This is a genomic window from Shewanella sp. ECSMB14101 (assembly GCF_000773485.1).
Classification (GTDB): Bacteria; Pseudomonadota; Gammaproteobacteria; order Enterobacterales; family Shewanellaceae; genus Shewanella; species Shewanella marisflavi.
This window is the reverse complement of record NZ_JSFF01000005.1, coordinates 172,163-191,882: the sequence shown is the minus strand read 5'-3', so window position 1 is coordinate 191,882 and position 19,720 is coordinate 172,163. Positions and strand designations below refer to the sequence as shown.

Annotated in this window: 12 protein-coding genes; 8 read left to right on the top strand and 4 right to left on the bottom strand. The window is 54.3% G+C overall.

Going from position 1 to position 19,720, the window contains the following annotated elements:
* Nucleotides 1-3: 3 nt before the first annotated feature.
* The 5 genes from glgB to NY07_RS06930 all read left to right on the top strand — a co-directional run bounded on the left by glgB (nt 4) and on the right by NY07_RS06930 (nt 10,016).
* Nucleotides 4-2,292: a 1,4-alpha-glucan branching protein GlgB gene (glgB, locus tag NY07_RS06950; RefSeq protein ID WP_081953787.1), complete on the top strand. Its 2,289-nt coding sequence runs from the start codon at nt 4-6 to the stop codon at nt 2,290-2,292.
* The gene (gene glgX, locus NY07_RS06945) at nt 2,283-4,463 is read left to right on the top strand and encodes a glycogen debranching protein GlgX (protein ID WP_033538609.1); all 2,181 of its coding nucleotides are present in this window, start codon (nt 2,283-2,285) and stop codon (nt 4,461-4,463) included. The genes glgB and glgX overlap by 10 nt, the downstream gene beginning before the upstream one ends.
* On the top strand, nt 4,460-7,018 hold the full coding sequence (locus NY07_RS06940) for a glycogen/starch/alpha-glucan phosphorylase (RefSeq protein WP_033538608.1): 2,559 nt from the start codon (nt 4,460-4,462) through the stop codon (nt 7,016-7,018). Before glgX ends, NY07_RS06940 begins: the two co-directional genes overlap by 4 nt.
* A gap of 78 nt (nt 7,019-7,096) precedes the next feature.
* Nucleotides 7,097-8,371, top strand: a complete 1,275-nt coding sequence (gene glgC, locus NY07_RS06935; protein WP_033538607.1) for a glucose-1-phosphate adenylyltransferase — start codon at nt 7,097-7,099, stop codon at nt 8,369-8,371.
* On the top strand, nt 8,364-10,016 hold the full coding sequence (locus NY07_RS06930; RefSeq protein ID WP_052125534.1) for a glycogen synthase: 1,653 nt from the start codon (nt 8,364-8,366) through the stop codon (nt 10,014-10,016). Before glgC ends, NY07_RS06930 begins: the two co-directional genes overlap by 8 nt.
* Nucleotides 10,017-10,095: 79 nt before the next feature.
* Here the strand turns inward: NY07_RS06930 and NY07_RS06925 are convergent, their stop codons facing one another.
* Complete coding sequence (locus tag NY07_RS06925; protein ID WP_033538606.1) at nt 10,096-10,569, bottom strand: LabA-like NYN domain-containing protein; 474 nt, start codon at nt 10,567-10,569, stop codon at nt 10,096-10,098.
* Nucleotides 10,570-10,746: 177 nt separating this feature from the next.
* Here NY07_RS06925 and NY07_RS06920 point away from each other — a divergent pair, with 177 nt between their 5' ends.
* Nucleotides 10,747-12,333 carry a tetratricopeptide repeat-containing sulfotransferase family protein gene (locus NY07_RS06920; RefSeq protein ID WP_033538605.1) on the top strand — a complete coding sequence of 529 codons (1,587 nt, stop codon included), beginning with the start codon at nt 10,747-10,749 and terminating at the stop codon, nt 12,331-12,333.
* A 76-nt stretch (nt 12,334-12,409) separates the two neighbouring features.
* On the opposite strand, the gene NY07_RS06915 is transcribed toward NY07_RS06920, so the two are convergent.
* From NY07_RS06915 to NY07_RS06905, 3 genes are all read right to left on the bottom strand, one after another.
* Nucleotides 12,410-13,582, bottom strand: a complete 1,173-nt coding sequence (locus NY07_RS06915) for an aspartyl/asparaginyl beta-hydroxylase domain-containing protein (protein ID WP_033538604.1) — start codon at nt 13,580-13,582, stop codon at nt 12,410-12,412.
* A 13-nt stretch (nt 13,583-13,595) separates the two neighbouring features.
* Nucleotides 13,596-14,621 carry a sulfotransferase family protein gene (locus tag NY07_RS06910; RefSeq protein WP_033538603.1) on the bottom strand — a complete coding sequence of 342 codons (1,026 nt, stop codon included), beginning with the start codon at nt 14,619-14,621 and terminating at the stop codon, nt 13,596-13,598.
* A 75-nt stretch (nt 14,622-14,696) separates the two neighbouring features.
* Nucleotides 14,697-15,149: a GNAT family N-acetyltransferase gene (locus NY07_RS06905; protein ID WP_161783156.1), complete on the bottom strand. Its 453-nt coding sequence runs from the start codon at nt 15,147-15,149 to the stop codon at nt 14,697-14,699.
* A gap of 186 nt (nt 15,150-15,335) precedes the next feature.
* On the opposite strand from NY07_RS06905, the gene NY07_RS06900 reads away from it, so the two are divergent.
* The gene (locus tag NY07_RS06900) at nt 15,336-16,454 is read left to right on the top strand and encodes an efflux RND transporter periplasmic adaptor subunit (protein WP_052125533.1); all 1,119 of its coding nucleotides are present in this window, start codon (nt 15,336-15,338) and stop codon (nt 16,452-16,454) included.
* On the top strand, nt 16,454-19,570 hold the full coding sequence (locus tag NY07_RS06895; RefSeq protein ID WP_033538601.1) for a multidrug efflux RND transporter permease subunit: 3,117 nt from the start codon (nt 16,454-16,456) through the stop codon (nt 19,568-19,570). Before NY07_RS06900 ends, NY07_RS06895 begins: the two co-directional genes overlap by 1 nt.
* The last annotated feature ends 150 nt before the right edge of the window (nt 19,571-19,720 follow it).

The following is a 19,720-nucleotide window of genomic DNA, read 5'->3' as shown; positions in this document are numbered from 1 at the left end:
CAGATGACTATGCCGATTATGCCGATTATGCCAATACCACTGATTGCGCCAAGTGACATTGAAGCTCTGCTGGCTGCCAACTATGTCGATATCTTTGCCTTGTTGGGCATGCATCCCATTGAGGTGGCTTCTATGGCTAAGGGCAGCAAGACACCTAAAACCCCAGGGGCAAGCATGGTCAAACGTCTGGTGGTGCGCTGTTTCTTGCCCGGCGCGCAGCGAGTCGAGCTGATTGCTGCCCAGGATGGTCGCAAAGTAGCCGAGTTGACCCCATATGGTGACCAGGGCGTCTTTGCCGGGCTGGCAGGACGGCGAGTGAATCCGTTTGCGTATCGCTTCAGAGTGCATTATCCCTTTAGCGTCGAGGAGCGCAGCGACCCTTATCAATATGCCAGCCAGCTCAGTGAGGAGGCCTTGTACCTGTTCAGCGAAGGGCGTCAGGAGCAGGCCTATCGTTTCATGGGGGCTAACTGGCGTGAGGTCGATGGTGTCAATGGCGTACAGTTTTGTGTCTGGGCGCCCAATGCCAAGCGGGTGTCGCTGGTGCACGATGGAATTGATTGGGACGGCAGGCGTCAGGTGATGCGCCATCATCCCGCCAATGGTGTGTGGGAGATCTTTATCCCAGAGATGAAGGCGCTGACCCACTATAAATATGAGATTGTGACTCAAGAGGGTGAGCGGGTCCTTAAGGCCGATCCCTTTGGCCGCGCCATGCAGGGGGCGCCGGGTAATGCCTCTATCGTGCCACCGCAGCTCGATTATGCCTGGCAGGACAAGTCCTGGTTGGCCAAACGCGTCAAGCAGGCGTGGCATGCTGAGCCCGTCTCCATCTATGAGGTGCACCTAGGCTCTTGGCGCCGTCAGGGGGAGAGTGGCGAGCACTATCTCAGCTATATCCAGCTGATTGATGAGCTGATCCCTTATGTCGTCGAGATGGGCTATACCCATGTGCAACTTATGCCACTGAGTGAATACCCCTTCGATGGTTCCTGGGGATACCAACCCGTGGGACTGTATGCACCGACTCACAGGTTTGGTCAGCCCCATGAGCTTAAGGCCTTTGTCGATGCCTGTCATCAGGCCGGCATTGGAGTGATCCTCGATTGGGTGGCGGCGCATTTTCCCAAGGATCCTCACGGCCTGATGCGTTTCGACGGCTCTTGCCTGTATGAACACCAAGATCCCCGTCAGGGGGAGCATCCCGACTGGGATACTCTGATCTACAACTATGGCCGCGGCGAGGTGCAGAGCTATCTGCTTAGCAATGCCCACTACTGGCTGCAGGAGTTTCATCTCGATGGTCTGAGGCTGGATGCTGTCTCATCTATGCTCTACCTCGATTATAGTCGCGAGCCCCATCAGTGGCTGCCCAATGTCCATGGCGGTCGCGAAAATCTCGATGCCATCGCCTTCTTGCAAGATCTCAACACCCGTCTTTACCAAGGATTTCCCGGCATCATGATGATTGCTGAGGAGTCGACCGCCTGGCCCGGAGTTACTAAGCGGGTGGAAGAGGGCGGCCTGGGCTTTGGTTTTAAATGGAACATGGGCTGGATGAATGACAGCCTGAGCTATCTTAGCCGTGACCCCATTTACCGCAGTCATCATCATAATGAGTTGACCTTCAGTCTCATGTATTGCTTCACCGAGCAGTTTATTTTGGCGCTCAGTCATGACGAGGTGGTTCATGGTAAGGGCTCTTTGCTGCATAAGATCCCAGGCGATGACTGGCAGAAGTTTGCCACCCTAAGAGCCTACCTGGGTTTTATGTGGGGTCATCCAGGTAAGAAGCTGCTCTTTATGGGGGACGATTTTGCCCAGCGAGATGAGTGGGATCATCAACGCAGCCTGGATTGGCATCTGTTAGCCTATGCCCCGCACCAGGGGATGCAGCATTGGGTGAAAGATCTCAATAACCTTTACCGGCAGAGTGTTGCCCTCTATGGCGATGATCATCATGGTGAGGGCTTTCGCTGGCTCGATTGCGATAACGCCAGCGCCGGGGTGCTTAGCTTTATCCGTCAAAGCGGAAATAAGCAATTGGTGTTCATCGTTAATATGACCCCTGAGGTTTACCGCGAGTTTCGTATCGGCCTGCCTCGACCTGGCGATTACCGCGAGCGGCTTAACAGTGACAGTCACTATTACGGTGGTAGCGATGTGGGCAATCAGGGGATGATCCACAGTGAGCCACTTGCCTATCAGGGCCAAGCCCAAAGCGCTTGTATCAGCGTGCCGCCATTGGCCTGTCTGGTGCTGGAGCTTGATGAGAGTGTGTCATGCGACTGACCCAAGGCAAGCCCTATCCCTTAGGAGCCACCCTGGACAGTGACGGGGTTAACTTCGCGCTGTTTTCGGCCTATGCCAGCGCCGTCTATCTTTGTCTGTTTGATGAGACAGAGGCTGAGATAGCCCGTTTTCGTCTGGAGCGTCAGACTCAGCAGATCTGGCATGGCCATGTGTCTGAGCTGAAGGCGGGCTGCCGTTATGGCTATCGGGTCGATGGTCCCTATCAGCCGCTTATTGGTCATAGATTTAACGTCAACAAGCTGCTGCTCGACCCCTATGCCAGGCAGTTGTCGGGGCCGATCATTGACCACAAATCTCACTATGGTTATCAGTTTGGTCATGAGCTTGAGGATTTAAGCTTCTGCGAGCTGGATAACGCCGCTGAGATGCCCAAATGTGTGGTGGTTGACCTTGAGGGCTTAGCGCCTATTGCGCCGCTAATGAATCCAGGTGAGCAGCGAGAGAGCCCGCTGTCGCTTAGACGCGGCGTGATCTATGAGTTGCATGTCAAAGGTTTTAGTCAGCAAAACCCAGAGGTGCCAGAGGAAAACAGAGGCCGTTTTGCCGGCCTTGGGGATCCGGCCAGTATTGGCTATCTCAATCACCTTGGGATCACGGCGGTGGAGCTGTTACCTGTGCAGCAGTTTGTCTCTGAGGCCTTCTTGCAGCAGAAGGGACTGACTAACTACTGGGGCTATAACAGCATAGGTTTCTTCGCGCCCCATCATGGCTATCTCAGTAGCACCGCAGCAGCGGGTGGCCAACACGGCCTTGCAGGGATCAATGAGTTTCGTGACATGGTCAGCGCCCTGCACCGCGCCGGTATCGAGGTGATACTGGATGTGGTCTACAACCATAGCGCCGAGGGCAACCGCCTGGGGCCAACCTATAGCTTTAAGGGGATCGATAACCTCAGCTATTACCGTTTGCATCCGAGCGAGCCACGCTACTACATCAATGATACCGGTTGTGGTAACACCCTGAATCTGTCCCATCCCAGAGTATTGCAGCTGGTGATGGACTCGCTGCGTTATTGGGTTGAGGTGATGGGGGTCGACGGCTTTAGGTTCGATCTGGCCACCACCTTAGGCCGTGAAGAACATGGGTTCGATGTCGGCTCTGGCTTTTTCGATGCCATAGGTCAAGACCCAGTGCTCAGCCAGGTGCGTCTCATCGCCGAGCCCTGGGATATCGGCCCCGGAGGCTATCAGCTGGGGCAGTTCCCCATTGGCTGGAGCGAGTGGAATGACAGGTATCGCGATACGGTGCGTCGTTTCTGGCGGGGCGATGCCGGCATGTTGCCTGAGTTTGCGACTCGCTTTCACGGCTCCAGTGACCTGTTTGAACATGCGGGGCGCAAGCCCGCTGCCAGCATCAATTTTATCACCAGCCACGACGGATTTACCCTGATGGATCTGGTGAGCTATCGCCATAAGCATAACCAGGCCAATGGCGAGCAGAATCGTGACGGGCACAACGAAAACTATAGCCACAACTATGGCCATGAAGGGCAGAGCGATGAGGTGGAGCTTAAGTCACTGAGGGCCCGTCAGTGTCGCAACATGCTCACCACACTCTTTATGTCTCAAGGGGTGCCCATGCTGCTGGCCGGTGACGAGGTGGGCCATAGTCAGCACGGCAACAACAATGCCTATTGTCAGGATAACCCCAGTAGTTGGCTCGACTGGCGCAAGGATATCGCCAGCGATGAACTGCTGAGCTTCACCATGAATCTGATCAAGTTGCGCCGCCGTTTCCCCATGCTCTGCCACAGAGACTATATCCACGAGAGCGCCAATTTTGCCTCACCGGGTCTCGATTGGTTCTGCCGTCAGGGAGAGCCCATGACTAAGGCGCACTGGGGGGAGGCACAGACCCGTACCCTGAGCCTGGTGATCAGCGGCGAGTTGGAGGCGCAGGCCGGTTGCCGTCAGGCGTTACTCTTGATGTTCAATGCCGACGACAGGCCACAGCAGTTCACCCTGCCAAGTCTTGAGGGGATAGTGCAGTGGCAGTGCCTGCTCAGTACTCAGGACAGTTCTCAAGATGGCAAGGCCACTAACAGGCAGGGCTTGTTGCAGGGGGCCAGCCTGGTCCTGCAAGACAGAAGCCTGATGATCTATTACGCGCAATTTACTTCAGCGCCCCAAGCGACAGGAGAGTCTAGATGAGTTCAACTAAGACGACTAAGTCAGTTAGGACCAATAAGTCAGTTAGGACCAGTAAACCAGCGACCACGAACAAGGCCAGTGAACGTAAGGTGAAAGTGACAAGCACCAGTGATGAGCCGGTGTCGCCCGCCAGTCTCATCTGCGATCCCTGTGAGACCTTAGGAGCCTGCTTTGAGCGCCATATCGATAAGAGTCTGGCCCCCAAGGAGCGGGACGATCAGGAGCTGTTTTATGCGTTTGCGTTGAGCGTAAAAGATCAGATGCTGCCCAAGTGGCGCGCCACCCGCCAGCAGGATCGTGAGGCGGGCAATAAGCGGGTGGCTTATCTGTCGCTTGAGTTTCTTATGGGACGAGCCCTGAGCAATGCCTTGCTGAATCTGGACATGAATCAGGAAACGGAGCAGGTACTGAAGGACTATGCCGTGGCGCTCGAACAATTGGAGGAGCAGGAGCATGATGCTGGCTTGGGCAACGGTGGTCTTGGGCGCTTGGCGGCGTGTTTTCTCGATAGTTGTGCCAGCCAGGATCTCAATGTCACCGGCTATGGCATCAGGTATGAGTACGGCATGTTCGCCCAGAAGCTGTGGGATGGCTATCAGGTAGAGCGTCCCGATCGCTGGCTGCGCGATGGTAATCCCTGGGAGGTGCGTGTGCCCAGCCATAATGTGACCGTGCCTTTCTTCGGTCATACCGAGTCCTATATCGACCGCGATGGTAAGCGCCAATACACCTGGGTGGAGACTCAGGATGTGCTGGCGGTGGCCTATGATATGCCTGTGCCCGGCTACCGTAACGAGCGGATCAATACCCTTAGGTTGTGGAAGTCGGAGGCCACGGACGACTTCGATCTCGAAGAGTTTAACCAAGGGGATTATACCGAGGCGGTTGCCCGCAAGAACCTAGCCGAGCAGATCACTATGGTGCTTTATCCCAATGATGCCAGCGAGAACGGCAAAGAGCTGAGGCTGCGTCAGCAGTACTTTCTCTCCTCTGCCAGCCTGCAGGATCTGCTCAATACCTGGGTGAGTCAGCATGGTGCAGATTTCACCGATTTTGCCCGTCAGCATGTGATGCAGCTTAACGACACTCATCCCAGTGTGGCGATCCCTGAGCTGATGCGCCTCTTGATGGACAAGTATGGCCTGGGATGGGATCAGGCCTGGACAATCACCAGCCAGACTATGGCCTACACCAACCATACATTGCTGCCCGAGGCGCTGGAGCGTTGGCCGGTGCGCATGTTTGCTCACATGTTGCCCAGGCTGCTGGATATCATCTATGAGATCAACGCCCGTTACCTGGATATGGTGGCTCATCACTGGCCAGGTGACGGCGACAAGCTGCGCGCCATGTCCATTATCGAAGAGGGAGATGAGCCTCATATTCGCATGGCTTATCTGGCGATTGTGGCCAGCTTCTCGGTGAACGGCGTCGCTGGCTTGCATACCCAGTTGTTGACCTCTGGCCTGTTTAAGGACTTCTACGCCCTGTGGCCCGAGAAGTTTAACAACAAGACTAATGGCGTGACCCCAAGGCGCTGGCTGGCCCAGAGCAACCCTGCATTGGCGCAGCTGCTCAATAAGCGATTAGGGGAGGGCTGGGTGAAAGATCTTAGTCGGCTCAGCGCCCTCAATGCCTTTACCGATGATAAGGAGCTTATCAAGGCCTGGCAGGCGGCGAAACAGAGTAACAAGCGCCAGTTGGCGGCTCTGGTGAAACAAGAATGCGGCGTGAGCTTTGACCCTAAAATGATGTTTGATGTGCAGGTGAAACGCATTCATGAATATAAGCGCCAGCTGCTCAATATTTTGCATGTGATCCATCTGTATCACCTGATCCAGCAGGGCAAGCTTACCGATATTACCCCAAGATGTGTGTTGATTGGTGGCAAGGCGGCTCCGGGCTATGCCATGGCCAAGCTGCTGATCAAGCTCGCTAATAATGTGGCTCATATGGTCAACTCAGACCCTCTTGTGACCCCTTACCTGCGCTTTGCTTTCTATCCCAACTATAACGTCAGCGCCATGGAGCGTATCTGCCCGGCGACGGATCTCTCCGAGCAGATCTCCACCGCCGGCAAGGAGGCCTCGGGCACGGGCAACATGAAGTTTATGATGAATGGCGCCCTCACCATAGGCACCTTAGATGGCGCCAATATCGAGATGCTCGAAGAGGTTGGCGAAGATAACTTCTTCCTTTTTGGCCTCACCGCCGACGAGGTGGAGGCGTTGAAACCTCACTATGATCCTCAGCACTTTATCGCCAAGTCTCAGGCGCTAAGTGAGGTGATGAGCCTGCTGGAAAGCGGCCACTTTAATCTGCTTGAGCCGGGGATCTTCGACCCCATCATCGACAGCATTCGTTGTCCCAAGGATCCCTGGATGATCGCCGCCGATTTTGAGTCCTACCGGCTCGCCCAAGTGCAGGCAGCCAAGTCCTATCGGGATCCCCATCATTGGACACAGATGAGCATACGCAATACCGCCGCCAGTGGTCGCTTTTCCAGCGATGTCACCATTGGTCAATACCGAGACGAGATTTGGGGGATAGCCTAATGAAATCTTATAGGGTCAATCGCGCCGCTATGGCGGTCAAACAATTGGTGTGTTTTTTATCTCAAGGAGTGAGTACTTATGCCTAACATGAATCCTAGCCCACGATATATCAGTAATTTAACCCGGGAAACCTATGCATTAATCTTGGCGGGAGGGCGAGGTTCACGTTTACATGAATTGACCGACTGGCGCGCTAAGCCTTCGCTCTATTTCGGCGGCAAGTTCCGTATCATCGATTTTCCGCTGTCGAACTGTATCAACTCGGGCATCCGTCGTATCGGTGTGGTGACGCAGTATAAATCCCATTCCTTGATCCGCCACGTGATGCGCGGCTGGGGGCATTTTAAGAAGGAGCTGGGGGAGTCGGTGGAGATCTTGCCTGCCTCTCAGCGCTACTCTGAAAGCTGGTATAAGGGCACCGCCGATGCCGTGTTCCAGAATATCGACATCATACGCCACGAGCTGCCCAAGTATGTGATGATCCTCTCGGGGGATCATGTGTACCGCATGGACTATGCCGGTTTGCTGGCAGCCCATGCCGAGTCGGGCGCCGACATGACGGTCTCTTGTCTCGAGGTGCCTGTGGCCGAGGCCGCCGGTGCCTTTGGGGTGGTAGAGGTGGATCAGCGGAATAAGATCTTGGGGTTCGAAGAGAAGCCGGAGGTGCCTAAACATCTGCCAGAACAGCCCGAGATGTGCCTGGCCTCAATGGGTAATTATGTGTTTAACACTGAGTTTCTGTTTGAGCAGCTTAAGAAAGATGCCATGAACGAGAACTCAGATCGCGACTTTGGCAAGGATATCATCCCCTCTATCATCGAGGAGCATGAGGTCTACGCCCACCCCTTCAGAAGCGGCTTCACCGACGAGGAGGCTTACTGGCGCGATGTGGGAACCTTGGACTCTTTCTGGCAGGCCAACATGGAGCTGCTGTCACCCACTCCGGCGCTTAACCTCTATGATGCCAAGTGGCCCATCTGGACCTTCCAGGAGCAGATGCCGCCAGCCAAGTTTGTGTTTGACGATGACGACCGCCGCGGCATGGCGGTGGACTCTATCGTTTCAGGTGGCTGTATCATCTCAGGCTCAACCGTGCGGCGCAGCGTGCTGTTTAACGAGGTGCAGGTCTGCTCCTACTCTACGGTGGAAAACTCTGTGGTGCTGCCCGATGTGGTGGTGCTGCGTAACTGTCAGATTAAGAATGCTATCTTAGATCGCGGTTGCATCATTCCAGAGGGGACTGTTATCGGTCATTGCCACGACCATGACAGGGCGCGCGGCTTTAGGGTCTCGGAAGGGGGGATCACCTTAGTGACCCGCGACATGTTGGGGCTACCGGTGGGCTATGAATAAAACGCATGAAGAAGGCGCCTTGAAGCGCGTGTTGATGGTTGCCGCCGAAAATGGTGCGCTAAAGGGCGCCAAGGTGGGGGGCATGGCCGATGTGATCCGTGACCTGCCGGCGGCGCTCTATCCACTCGGGGTCTGCAGCGACGTGATCATGCCAAGTTATGGTTTCTTGCATCGTCAGCAGGGAGCCGAGTTTTTGGGGGAGCTGGTGGTGAACTTCTACGGTGAGCCTCACTGGCTGGGGCTTTACCGGGCCGTTCATCCGAGTCTGCCTGAAGTGAATCTGTATCTGCTGGATCACCCCCTGTTTGATCAGGGGGGGAAGATCTATACCCCAGGCAGCAGTGAGCGCCCCTTTGCCGAGGATGCCAATAAGTTTGCCCTGTTTGGATTAGGGGTTGGAAAGGCAATAGTCTCAGCGCTTCTCCCTCGGCCCGATTATCTGCACCTGCATGACTGGCACTGCGGCGTGCTGGCGCTGCTGCGCGCCTTTGCCCCCGACTATGAGGCGCTGCGGGCCATTCCGGCTATCTTGTCTATTCATAACCTGGCCATACAAGGGACCCGGCCTTTGTGTCAGGAGCACTCCTCTTTGCAGGCCTGGTTGCCGCAGCTGTTTGACGGCCTTGGTGCTGAGGCGCTGGCTAAGGTGACAGATCCCAGATACCCCCAATGTTTTAACCCGCTACGCGCGGCAATTGTGCTTTGCGATCGGGTGCATCTGGTCTCACCCAGTTATGCCCAGGAGGTGCTGCGCCCCTCATCTGCACCTGATGGCTTTGTTGGCGGCGAAGGGCTGGAGGACGATCTCCAGCACAAGCAGCAGGAGGGCGCCTTGTTTGGCATCCTAAATGGCTGCGAATACCCGAGCCAGCCCAGACGAGCAGGTCAGCTCACCAAGCGTCAGGCACTGCTTAAGGGCAGCATAGATACCTTGTTACCCCTCATCGACAGCGCCGAGCGCGCCATTCAAGGTTGGCTGAGCGCCACGCCTTGGGTGCGCAGCGTGGATCAATTGGCGCTGCTTACCTTGGCAAGGTTAAGACGCCAAGCCGAAGGGCAAGATCTTCCCTGCTTATTGCTGACCTCTGTGGGGCGACTGACGGATCAGAAGATGGCTATCCTCTGCTACCGTGATGCTCAGGGGATTAGCACCCTGGAACATCTGCTTAAGATGTTGGCCCAGCATTCGCCTAACGGCTTAGTGGCCATCCTGGGCAGCGGCGATGAGGCGCTCGAGCGGCAACTGGCTGAGCTGGCGGGGCGATATTCAAATCTTTTGTTTATCAATGGTTTTGACTTGCCGTTATCGGAAACCCTCTACGAGAAGGGGAACCTGTTTGTTATGCCGAGCTCCTTTGAGCCCTGCGGGATCAGTCAGATGTTGGCGATGCGCGCCGCCCAGCCCTGTTTGGTGCATGGGGTTGGCGGGCTTAAGGATACAGTTACTCACGGCGAGGATGGTTTTGTCTTCTATGGTGATAATCTGGCGGAGCAGGCTAAATCGCTTTTGAGTACGCTTGAAGAGGTGCTGCCTATGATAGGCACCGAACCTTGGCAAGCGATCTGTAAGCGGGCCAGTCAAAAACGTTTTAGCTGGGCGGACTCTGCCAAGGCTTATTGCCAACAGCTCTATCGCCTCTCTTGATAGCAACTAAGCCTTAGAAAAATAGCGACTAAGGCTTAGTAAAATAGCGGCTTGGCCTTTGCGCAATAGCGGCTTGGTCTTAGCAAAGTAGCGGGGAGGCTATGGGATGGAACTTTGTCGCAGCTTCCATCAGCGCCTTGGCTGTCAGCTCTGGCACGCCGTAGACTTGAGTCTCTACCGGATGTTTGCGAGCGACATGTTCAAGCAGCATAGCGAAGTCGCCATCCCCAGAGAGTAAGATCACTGTGTCGACCTTGGCGGCAGATTCCATGATATCTATGGTGATCCCCACATCCCAGTCCCCCTTAGCGCTGCCGTCACTGCGCTGAATAAAGGGCTTTAACTTGACCTCGAAGCCAATATGTTTGAGCGCATCCTGAAACTTTAGCTGGCCGTCATCGCCTCTGTGAATGGCATAGGCGTTTGCCTGCACTATCTCGCCCTCCTGACTCAGCCGCTGCCACAGCTCACGGTAATTGAACTGGCGGCCATAGGCTTGCTTACAGGTGTAATAGATGTTTTGCACATCGACGAACAGGGCGATACGTTTCACGCAGACTCACTGGCAAAGAGATGATGTACTGACCATAACTCAGCAGTGCAAAGAGACAAAGGCTTTTACGGCAAAAGATGAGATTGTTATCACTTCGTTGCTTTTGCATCTGGGCGGTGTTTAGAATAGGCCTGCCAACATCAGTAGTTAGAATAACAATAACAACAGGAGTTTGAGTTGAGCCGAGAAGCGCGATATTTAGAGGAAGCCAAAGATTTCTATCAGAGCGGAAAATTTTCCTCTGCCGGTATCTATGTTCGTAAGGTGCTGAGACGAGATCCTGATAATGTTGAGGCCCAGGTGCTATCGGGGCACCTCGCCTTTCGAAATGGCGAGTTTTCCCAGGCGATGAGTGCCTACCTTAAGGCGCTGCAGCTGGGTTATCAGGCTGATGAGTCGACGACGCTCAATCTGGTGAGCCTGTATGAACGCCAGGAGGCCTTCTTCGATGCGGTGAAGCTGCTTAAACCATTGGTAGAAAAGGCCCCCGAGGCCCTGAGCCTGCAGTTTAGATTAGGGATGAATGCTAGCAAAACCGGTGACATGGCCCTGGCTGAGTCGGCGTTGCTCGCGGCGTTATCCAGCACTGAGCATGCGGCGCAGGCCAGTCTCAACCTGGGGCATGTCTACAAGGCCAAGGGTGATACAGACAAGGCCGCGGCTTATTATCATGACTACATTCGTCTCGCGCCGAGCCAGCAGGCCACAGCCTACTGGAGTCTGGCGGATCTGAAAAACTATCGTTTTACCGAGCTGGATGAAGCCGCGCTCAAGGCCAATATCGCCTCAGAGGCATTTTCTCAAGCCAGTCAGTCACTGTTTCACTTTGCCCTCAATCGCGTTTATGAGCAGCAACAAGCAACCGAGCAGGCCTTTGAAGCGGTGCGAGTCGCTAATCAACTGATGCGACCTCAGCGTCCTTTCAAAAAGGAGGCCTTTACTCAGCTGGTCGCCAGCCTGAAGTCGGCCAAGGTGACGCCGCGCTTAGAGGAGACTAGCGGACCTTGGACGCCAATCTTTATCGTCGGTATGCCGCGCTCGGGCACAACCCTGTGTGAGCAGATCCTGGCGAGTCACACTCAGGTGGCGGCCACCGACGAGCTGCCCTTCATAGAGCGCTTGGCGCTGAGTCTTGAGATGAAGGGGGGCTATGGCGCCATGTTACCTCAGCTCTCAGGTGAGATGATTGCCGAGATGCGCCAACACTATATCGAGCAGGTGAATCAATATCTTGAGGCGCAAGGCGTCGAGTCACCGACTCTGGTGATAGACAAGAACCCCAATAATTTTCTTCATATCGGGCTGATTAAAACCTTGTTCCCCGAGGCCAAGGTTATCAATGTGATCCGCGATGCCAGAGATAATGCCATGGGGGTCTATAAGCAGCACTTTAGCCATGGTCACGATTACTCTTACCATCTGGACGATATCTGTCATTACTGGCAGCAATACCTGGAGTTGATGCAGCACTGGCAACAAGTTTATGGCGACAGTCTCTACCATCTGTGTTTCGAGGCGTTGGTGAAGCAGCCTGATCTGCAGATCCCGGCCATGCTAGATTATGCCGGTTTAGGGTTTGAGCCAGCTTGTCTTAAGTTTTATGAGTCAAAGCGCAGCGTGTTAACGCCCAGCGCCAGCCAGGTAAGACGACCGATGAATGTTAAGGCGATAGGTCAGAGCGAGGTGTACGCAAGCTTTATCCCTAATGCTTATCGCACCTTGACTGAGATTGCCGATAACGCCCGCGATACCTTCTTGAGTTAATCACTCTAATATAAAAAAGGCGACTTTCATGTCGCCCTTTTTTGAGTCCAAACTTGGCGTCCCAGCCCATTATTAGCTAGTTAAGCTGTCCATGGCACTGTTTATATTTTTTGCCTGAGCCGCAGGGACAGGGGCTGTTGCGAGTCAGTCCCGCTTCTGTATGTGGCGCTTTTATCGGGCCGCTTGACTGCTCTAATCGAGAATCGCTTGGCTGTCTTGTCGCTAGAGGCTGTGGTGAAGCTTCTGGCGGCGTCGATTGCGACCTTGATTGAGGCGCGGGCGTGTTTGCCTGGGCCAATTCTGGGCTCATGGCTGGCCCCATGATGAGGTGTACCAGCACCTTCATCGCCGATGTCTGGCTGTCCACCATCACCCGATCCTCTAGCGGCGCTGCCTGTGCCAGCGTCTGTTGTCTTAAGCGATGGAAGGCGTCCCACCCGGCTTTATCGTCACCAAATTGTGACCAAAGTGCCTGCCAGTCTAAGGCGAAATCATTGAGTAACTTGATAAAGCGCTGGCTCGCCTCGAGGTCATTATGTGTTGCGCTTTGGATCTGATCGCTGAGCTCCTGAGTCAGCAGGCGCACTTCGCTCGGAGGCATCACCAAGGGGAAGTTCACTTTCTCTGTGATGATATCAACCTGTTTATTTGGGATGAAACTCAGGTGCTCAGGCGTAAAGCTTGGATTATCTAAATCGCCGTAGGCCAGTGAGGCGTCATTGATCATCTGCCAGAAGCGACTCGAGCCCATGGTGTCTATTACCAGGTGCACCCGCATCTTATCGCTGTTGTTTACCACCTTGTGATACTTCCAGGAATCGAATATCCAGCATTTTCCCTCGCCCATATGCACTTGCTTATCGTCGCAGTGAAACTGCACCGCCTCGTCTGTGACTATGGGGATATGAATACGCACCCGGTTGTGCCAATGATAGTTGATGTCACTATGCAGGGGCACTTCGCAGCCTGGGGCCAGACGCATTAGGCGCGAGCGGCCAATCACCTCACCGAAAGAGGCGATCACCTGTTGCAGATAAGGGCTTTGTTGCAGCGCTGGGGTTGGACTCATGGGGCCTTTAAATTCGTTGTTAAAGCTGCCGCCTACCGAGATAAGGGCGATAGCCGAATTGCCCTTAAAGCTCTCGTGATGAGCTCGCCAATCGGCTTCACTAAATGCCGCTAACTCTTGCTGGAGGCGCTCGACATCGAAGCTGAGGGGAAGACGATAGAACTCTTTTGCTAACTTCATAATCTGTTAATCCCTAGGCCAATTTGCCGTGGCATTCTTTATAACGTTTCGCTGCGCCGCAGGGGCAGGGGGCGTTGCGCGGTGTGTTGGGGTAGCCTTGCTGCGCTGAATCTGCAGTCCTTGGCGCTAATGGCGTTTCAATATCCTTTGGCGGCGTGGGCAACTCGGTATCAAATGGGCGCATGCCACGAGCGGTGAGCAGGTGATTTATCTTGTTAAGGCATGCTTGTGCCTCTGGCCAGATGGCGGCGATAGCCGGGTAGTTGGCCAGCCATTTATCTGCCTTGGGCGCCGAGACGGTATAGCGCGAATGGGGCAGCTTGCCACTACTGCACTTGCTCAGCGAGTCATCCATGGGGATCTGACAAAAGTCGACAATCTTTTGGGTGGTGCCTTGAGGATCGCTGACCAGATCATGGTAGCTCACCAGGTGCCAGCGCTCGTCGGGTAACTTGCTTAACGAGGTCATGATGTGGTCGTTGGCCTGCCGCCATTGAAAGTTGGCGACCTTTTCTAATGGCGCGCCCCTGAGCGCTTGCCAATTAGGTGGCAGCAGGAGAGACCAGTCACCATTCCAGCCCGGGAGTCCGGGATAGGTACGAAAACGGCCGCTGCGCCAGGCCTGCATTATGCTGGCGACATTTTCTTTGGGATCCCGCACCAGATAGATAAAGCGCGCGTCGGGAAATACCTTGTTGAGAAAATCGATCCGCAGGCTGTTTTTTGGGGTTTTCTCCAGAAAACGCACGGGGCCCATATCGTCATGATAGGGCTGGCCCAGGTTATCGATCAATGCCGCTTTAAAGTCATTTTTCAATTGGCGGTTGATCTCAAGATCCCAGTCAGATTCATCCAGGGCATTTGAAGCAAACCCCTTGGCGGTAATGTTGAGCTGTCTATGCTTCTCAATCACGCCATGGCTTTCGCCGCCAATGGTCCAAAGCGACTCGCTATGGCTGAGGAGTTCAAAGAGCAGGGTGCTGCCGGATCTCGGTGCTGAGATGATGATAATAGGTCTATCGAAACAAGATTGATGCAACAAGGCCACCTTCTGTCGGGTGTTTAGGTATTGTTATAGTGGCTTTACTTTAATGTTATTGCAGAAAAACTCAAGTTAGCTTGGGGTCTTATCAAGGTATTGCATCAGCTGCAGTGGTTTACCTTGTTCTTGATAGCGTCGCTGAAGCTGTGACAATTCGGCTGGTGGGTGTTGAGGCGGCGCGAATCCATGTCTTTGATAAAATTTGCAAAGCGCGGCTTCACATAGCAGAAAGCTGGGGGCGCGACCAAGTTCTGGTTTTAGCGCTTGCATCAGTTGAGACCCAAGCCCCTGCTCTTGAAGCTTGGGGTGAATCAACACGCCGGTGAGCAGGCGATAGGGACCTATGGGGCGCAGGCGCGCCGCAGCGATGACCTCGCCGGCCATAAGCTGCCCAGCATTTGCATCAAGATAGGCGACGCATAGCGCCTCTTTTTTGCTGATCCTGGCGTGGGGCATGAATGCTTTGTAAAAGCTAAAGGCTGCCCTGCGATGCTCCGGCTCAAGCCAGTCGAGTTGTATCCTCATCTGCTCACTATCTCGCATTTTGGCGCTTAACCTCCCTTGCCAAGCTTGGCCGACATATCTGCTTGCACTCTTTCGATTAAAACCTTGCGCCGCTTTGCTCAGCTTTACATTGCTTTACCCTTTAAGTGAAGGCGTCATTTTACAATAGCGCCTCTCAATAATCCCATAGAATAAGATACCGCCTTCATGGACAAGAAATATTTGCCTCTCATTTTTACCGCGCTGGCTTTGCTACTCACCTTAGGCGTTGCCCTTGCTAATAGCGGAAAAAGTGACCATGCCTCGGCAAAGCGTGCCCCCAGTGCGGCGCAGCGGACTGTGCCTGTTGCCAGTGCTTTAGTGGCAGAGCATCAGGTTTCTCAGCATCTCTCCTTGATTGGGAAATTGGCGGCGAATCGCTCGGTGCAGATCGCCTCTGAGGTGCCGAGTAAAATTCAGCAGATCGATTTGACTGACAACCAAGAGGTCGCCCAGGGGCAGATACTCGTGCGTCTGGCCGATGCCAAGGTTAAGGCCAATCTGGCAGAGGCGAAAGCCTATCTGAAAGATGAGCAGCGAAAGTTGAGCGAGTTTAACCGTCTTATCGGCCAGCACGCCATCACCCAGACGGAGATAGATGCTCAGCTGGCCAGTGTCGATATTGCCAAGGCGCGTCTGGCGGCTGCGCAGGCGGATCTGGATTATCACACTCTGAGGGCGCCGTTTGCCGGAGTCGTGGGGCTGGTGGATTTTAGTCTGGGTAAGATGGTTAGCGCCGGCAGTGAACTGGTGAGTCTGGATGATCTCTCCACCATGCGTTTGGATCTGCAGATCCCAGAGCGCTATCTGTCGCAGATCTATCTTGGTATGCCAGTTGCGGCGAGCAGCAGCGCCTGGCCGGGGGAGCTATTTCACGGCAAGGTGGTCGCCATGGCCCCCAGGATTAATCCCGAAACACTCAATCTTAAGGTGCGGGTGAATTTCGACAATCCCAGTCGCCAGCTCAGGCCGGGGATGCTGGTATCGGCCAGGTTAAACTTTGCCCCTGTTACCCAGGCCGTCGTGCCGGTGCAGGCGCTGGAATATTCGGGCACTAAGCGTTTTGTCTATGTGGTTGACGATAACCAGATTGCCCGCCGCACTCAGGTAACGCTGGGAGCGCGTATCGATGATCAGGTGCTGATCGCCAGTGGCCTTGAGTTAGGGCAGAGAATTGTGGTTAAGGGATTGGTCAATATGCGTGATGGCATCAAGGTTGAAGATGTTGAGGGCGCGCAGCTCGCCGACGGTAGCTCAATGAGTGAATCGGCTGGGGAGCAAGGCTAATGTTGCTGTCGGATATATCGGTTAAACGTCCGGTTGTGGCGATTGTGCTCAGTCTGCTGCTGTCTGTTTTCGGCTTGGTGAGTTTCTCTAAACTGGCGGTGCGAGAGATGCCGGATGTTGAGAGCCCTGTGGTGACAGTGATGACCACCTATAGCGGCGCCTCCGCCAGCATCATGGAGAGTCAGATCACCACAGCGTTAGAAGATGAGCTGACAGGTATCAGTGGTATAGATGAGATCACATCTGTGACTCGCAATGGCATGTCCCGTATTACCATTAGCTTCGATTTAGATTGGGATCTGACCGAAGGGGTGAGCGATGTGCGCGATGCGGTCGCTCGGGCGCAGCGACGTCTGCCAGATGAGGCCGATGAGCCTATCGTCTCTAAGGATAATGGTTCCGGCGAGCCCTCGGTCTATATCAATTTAAGTTCCAGCACAATGGACAGAACCCAGCTGACCGATTATGCCCAGCGGGTGTTGGAGGACAGGTTTAGCCTGATCACCGGGGTGAGTTCGGTCAACCTCTCCGGCGGCCTGTACAAGGTGATGTATGTGCAGCTGGATCCTGAGTTGATGGCCGGGCGCGGGGTGACTACTACAGATATTATCAACGCGCTGCGCAGCGAGAACCTGGAGAGCCCTGGCGGCGAGGTGCGTAACGACACGACAGTGATGACGGTGCGCACCGCCAGACTCTATCTGCATCCTGAAGATTTCGATTACCTAGTGGTGCGTAGCGCCAGCGATGGCAGCCCCATCTATCTTAAAGATGTAGCCTCGGTGTTTATTGGCGCCGAGAATGAAAACTCGACCTTTAAGAGCGATGGTGTGCCCAACCTGAGCTTAGGAATCGTGGCTCAGTCAGATGCTAACCCACTGCTGGTGGCACAGCGGGTACATCAGGAAGTGGACAAGCTGCAGAAATTCCTGCCAGAAGGAACTCAGTTGTCGGTCGATTATGACTCGACCGTGTTTATCGACCAATCTATTGGCGAAGTCTATAACACCCTCTATATCACAGGTGCCTTAGTGGTTCTGGTGCTCTACCTGTTTATCGGTCAGGCGCGGGCGACCCTGATCCCGGCGGTCACTGTGCCTGTCTCCCTGATCTCTGCCTTTATCGCCGCCAACTATTTGGGTTATTCCATCAATCTGTTGACCTTGATGGCGCTCATTTTAGCCATCGGCCTGGTCGTGGATGACGCCATCGTGGTGGTGGAGAATATCTTTCACCATATCGAGCGTGGTGAGCCTGCTATCTTGGCAGCCTATAAAGGCGCGAGAGAGGTCGGTTTTGCGGTGGTGGCAACGACGGCAGTACTTGTGATGGTGTTTCTACCCATCTCATTTATGGATGGCATGGTGGGCCGTCTCTTTACCGAGTTTGCCGTGATGCTTGCCGTCGCAGTGATCTTCTCATCCATTATCGCGCTAACCCTGACCCCGGTACTGGGCAGTAAGCTGCTCAAGCATAAGCACCAGCCCAATGGCCTCAATCGGCTCATGGACAAGGGATTTTCCCGCCTGGAAGCGGTTTATCGTCGCTGCGTAGCCTGGGCGGTGCGCTATCGACTGGCGGCGCCTGTGGTCATTATCGTATGCGTGGTTGGTAGCGCTCTCTTGATGCGCCAAGTACCCGCGCAGCTGGCACCGCAGGAAGACAGGGGAGTTATCTTCGCCTTTGTTAAAGGGGCAGAGGGGACCAGTTACAACCGAATGACCGCCAATATGGATATCGTCGAGCAGCGTCTGATGCCCTTGCTCAGTCAGGGGGTGATCAAATCTTTTAGCATCCAGGCGCCAGCTTTTGGTGGCCGAGCCGGGGATCAAACCGGTTTTGTGATCATGCAGCTCGAAGATTGGAAGATGCGTGATATTAATGCGCAGCAGGCGCTAGGTATCGTTGCTAAGGCCTTAAAAGGCATACCGGATGTGATGGTCAGACCCATGTTGCCAGGCTTTAGAGGGCAGTCCAGTGAGCCGGTGCAGTTTGTTCTGGGGGGCACAGATTATGATGAGCTGTTTCAGTGGGCCAGTGAGCTTAAGGCCATCGCTGATGCATCGCCTGTGCTGACCGGCGCCGATCTCGATTATGCCGAAACCACACCCGAGCTGGTGGTGAGTGTGGACAGGCAGCGCGCCGCCGAGCTTGGGATCAGTGTCTCTCAGGTGTCTCAGACCCTGGAGGTGATGCTGGGTGGGCGCAGCGAGACCAGCTTCATTGAGCGTGGAGAAGAGTATGATGTCTATCTGCGGGGCCGGGAGGAGAGCTTTAACAGCATGGCAGATCTGAGTCAGATCTATATGCGCGCCGCCAACGGTAAGTTAGTGACCCTAGATGCCATCACCCATGTGGAGGAGGTCGCCTCGGCCCATAAGCTCAGCCATACCAATAAACAGAAGTCGATCACCCTTAAGGCCAATCTAGGTGAGGGTTATACCTTAGGTCAGGCATTGGATTTTCTCGATGCCAAGGCGATCGACCTGCTGCCTGGTGATATCAGTATCAGCTATACGGGTGAATCCAAAGAGTTTAAGGAAAATCAAAGTAGCGTCATGCTGGTCTTTGCATTAGCTCTGCTGGTGGCTTATCTGGTGCTTGCGGCGCAATTTGAAAGTTTTATCAATCCCTTAGTGGTAATGTTAACTGTACCTATGGGGATCTTGGGCGGCTTTATCGGCCTCTATATGATGGGGCTTGGGCTTAACATCTATAGTCAGATTGGCATGATCATGTTGATCGGCATGGTGACCAAGAACGGCATATTAATCGTCGAGTTTGCTAATCAGTTGCGGGATCGAGGAGTGTCGCTGGATCAGGCGATTATCGATGCCTCGGCGCGGCGACTGCGACCAATTTTAATGACAGCCGTTACCACGCTTATTGGCGCTGTTCCCTTGATCTTATCCACTGGCGCTGGCGCAGAGAGCCGTGTCGCCGTCGGTACAGTCGTCTTCTTCGGGATGGCGTTTGCGACCTTGGTTACTCTGTTGGTGATCCCAGCCATGTATCGTCTGATCTCGGGGCGCACCCGCTCACCAGGCTTTGTGGCCCAGCAGCTCGATGAGGCCATTGCTAAGCAAGAAGCCCTTAGCTCAGTGAAGAGCCATTAGCTAATCAGAAAGCCATTAGCGAAGCAAAGAGCCATTAGCTAAGTGAAGAGTCATTAGCTAAGCAAAGAGCAATTTGCGCATGGAGAAATGCTTAAGTTAGGTCGTTAATTATATGTGTCTGTCGATCCTGAGTGCCAAGAAATGAATCGA

What these genes read in the sequence shown, in the direction of transcription:
- glgB (WP_081953787.1), top strand. Translation starts at nt 4, where the DNA reads ATGACTATGCCGATTATGCCGATTATGCCAATACCACTGATTGCGCCA.
- NY07_RS06940 (WP_033538608.1), top strand. Translation starts at nt 4,460, where the DNA reads ATGAGTTCAACTAAGACGACTAAGTCAGTTAGGACCAATAAGTCAGTT.
- glgX (WP_033538609.1), top strand. Translation starts at nt 2,283, where the DNA reads ATGCGACTGACCCAAGGCAAGCCCTATCCCTTAGGAGCCACCCTGGAC.
- NY07_RS06895 (WP_033538601.1), top strand. Translation starts at nt 16,454, where the DNA reads ATGTTGCTGTCGGATATATCGGTTAAACGTCCGGTTGTGGCGATTGTG.
- NY07_RS06905 (WP_161783156.1), bottom strand. Translation starts at nt 15,149, where the DNA reads ATGAGGATACAACTCGACTGGCTTGAGCCGGAGCATCGCAGGGCAGCC.
- glgC (WP_033538607.1), top strand. Translation starts at nt 7,097, where the DNA reads ATGCCTAACATGAATCCTAGCCCACGATATATCAGTAATTTAACCCGG.
- NY07_RS06930 (WP_052125534.1), top strand. Translation starts at nt 8,364, where the DNA reads ATGAATAAAACGCATGAAGAAGGCGCCTTGAAGCGCGTGTTGATGGTT.
- NY07_RS06915 (WP_033538604.1), bottom strand. Translation starts at nt 13,582, where the DNA reads ATGAAGTTAGCAAAAGAGTTCTATCGTCTTCCCCTCAGCTTCGATGTC.
- NY07_RS06900 (WP_052125533.1), top strand. Translation starts at nt 15,336, where the DNA reads ATGGACAAGAAATATTTGCCTCTCATTTTTACCGCGCTGGCTTTGCTA.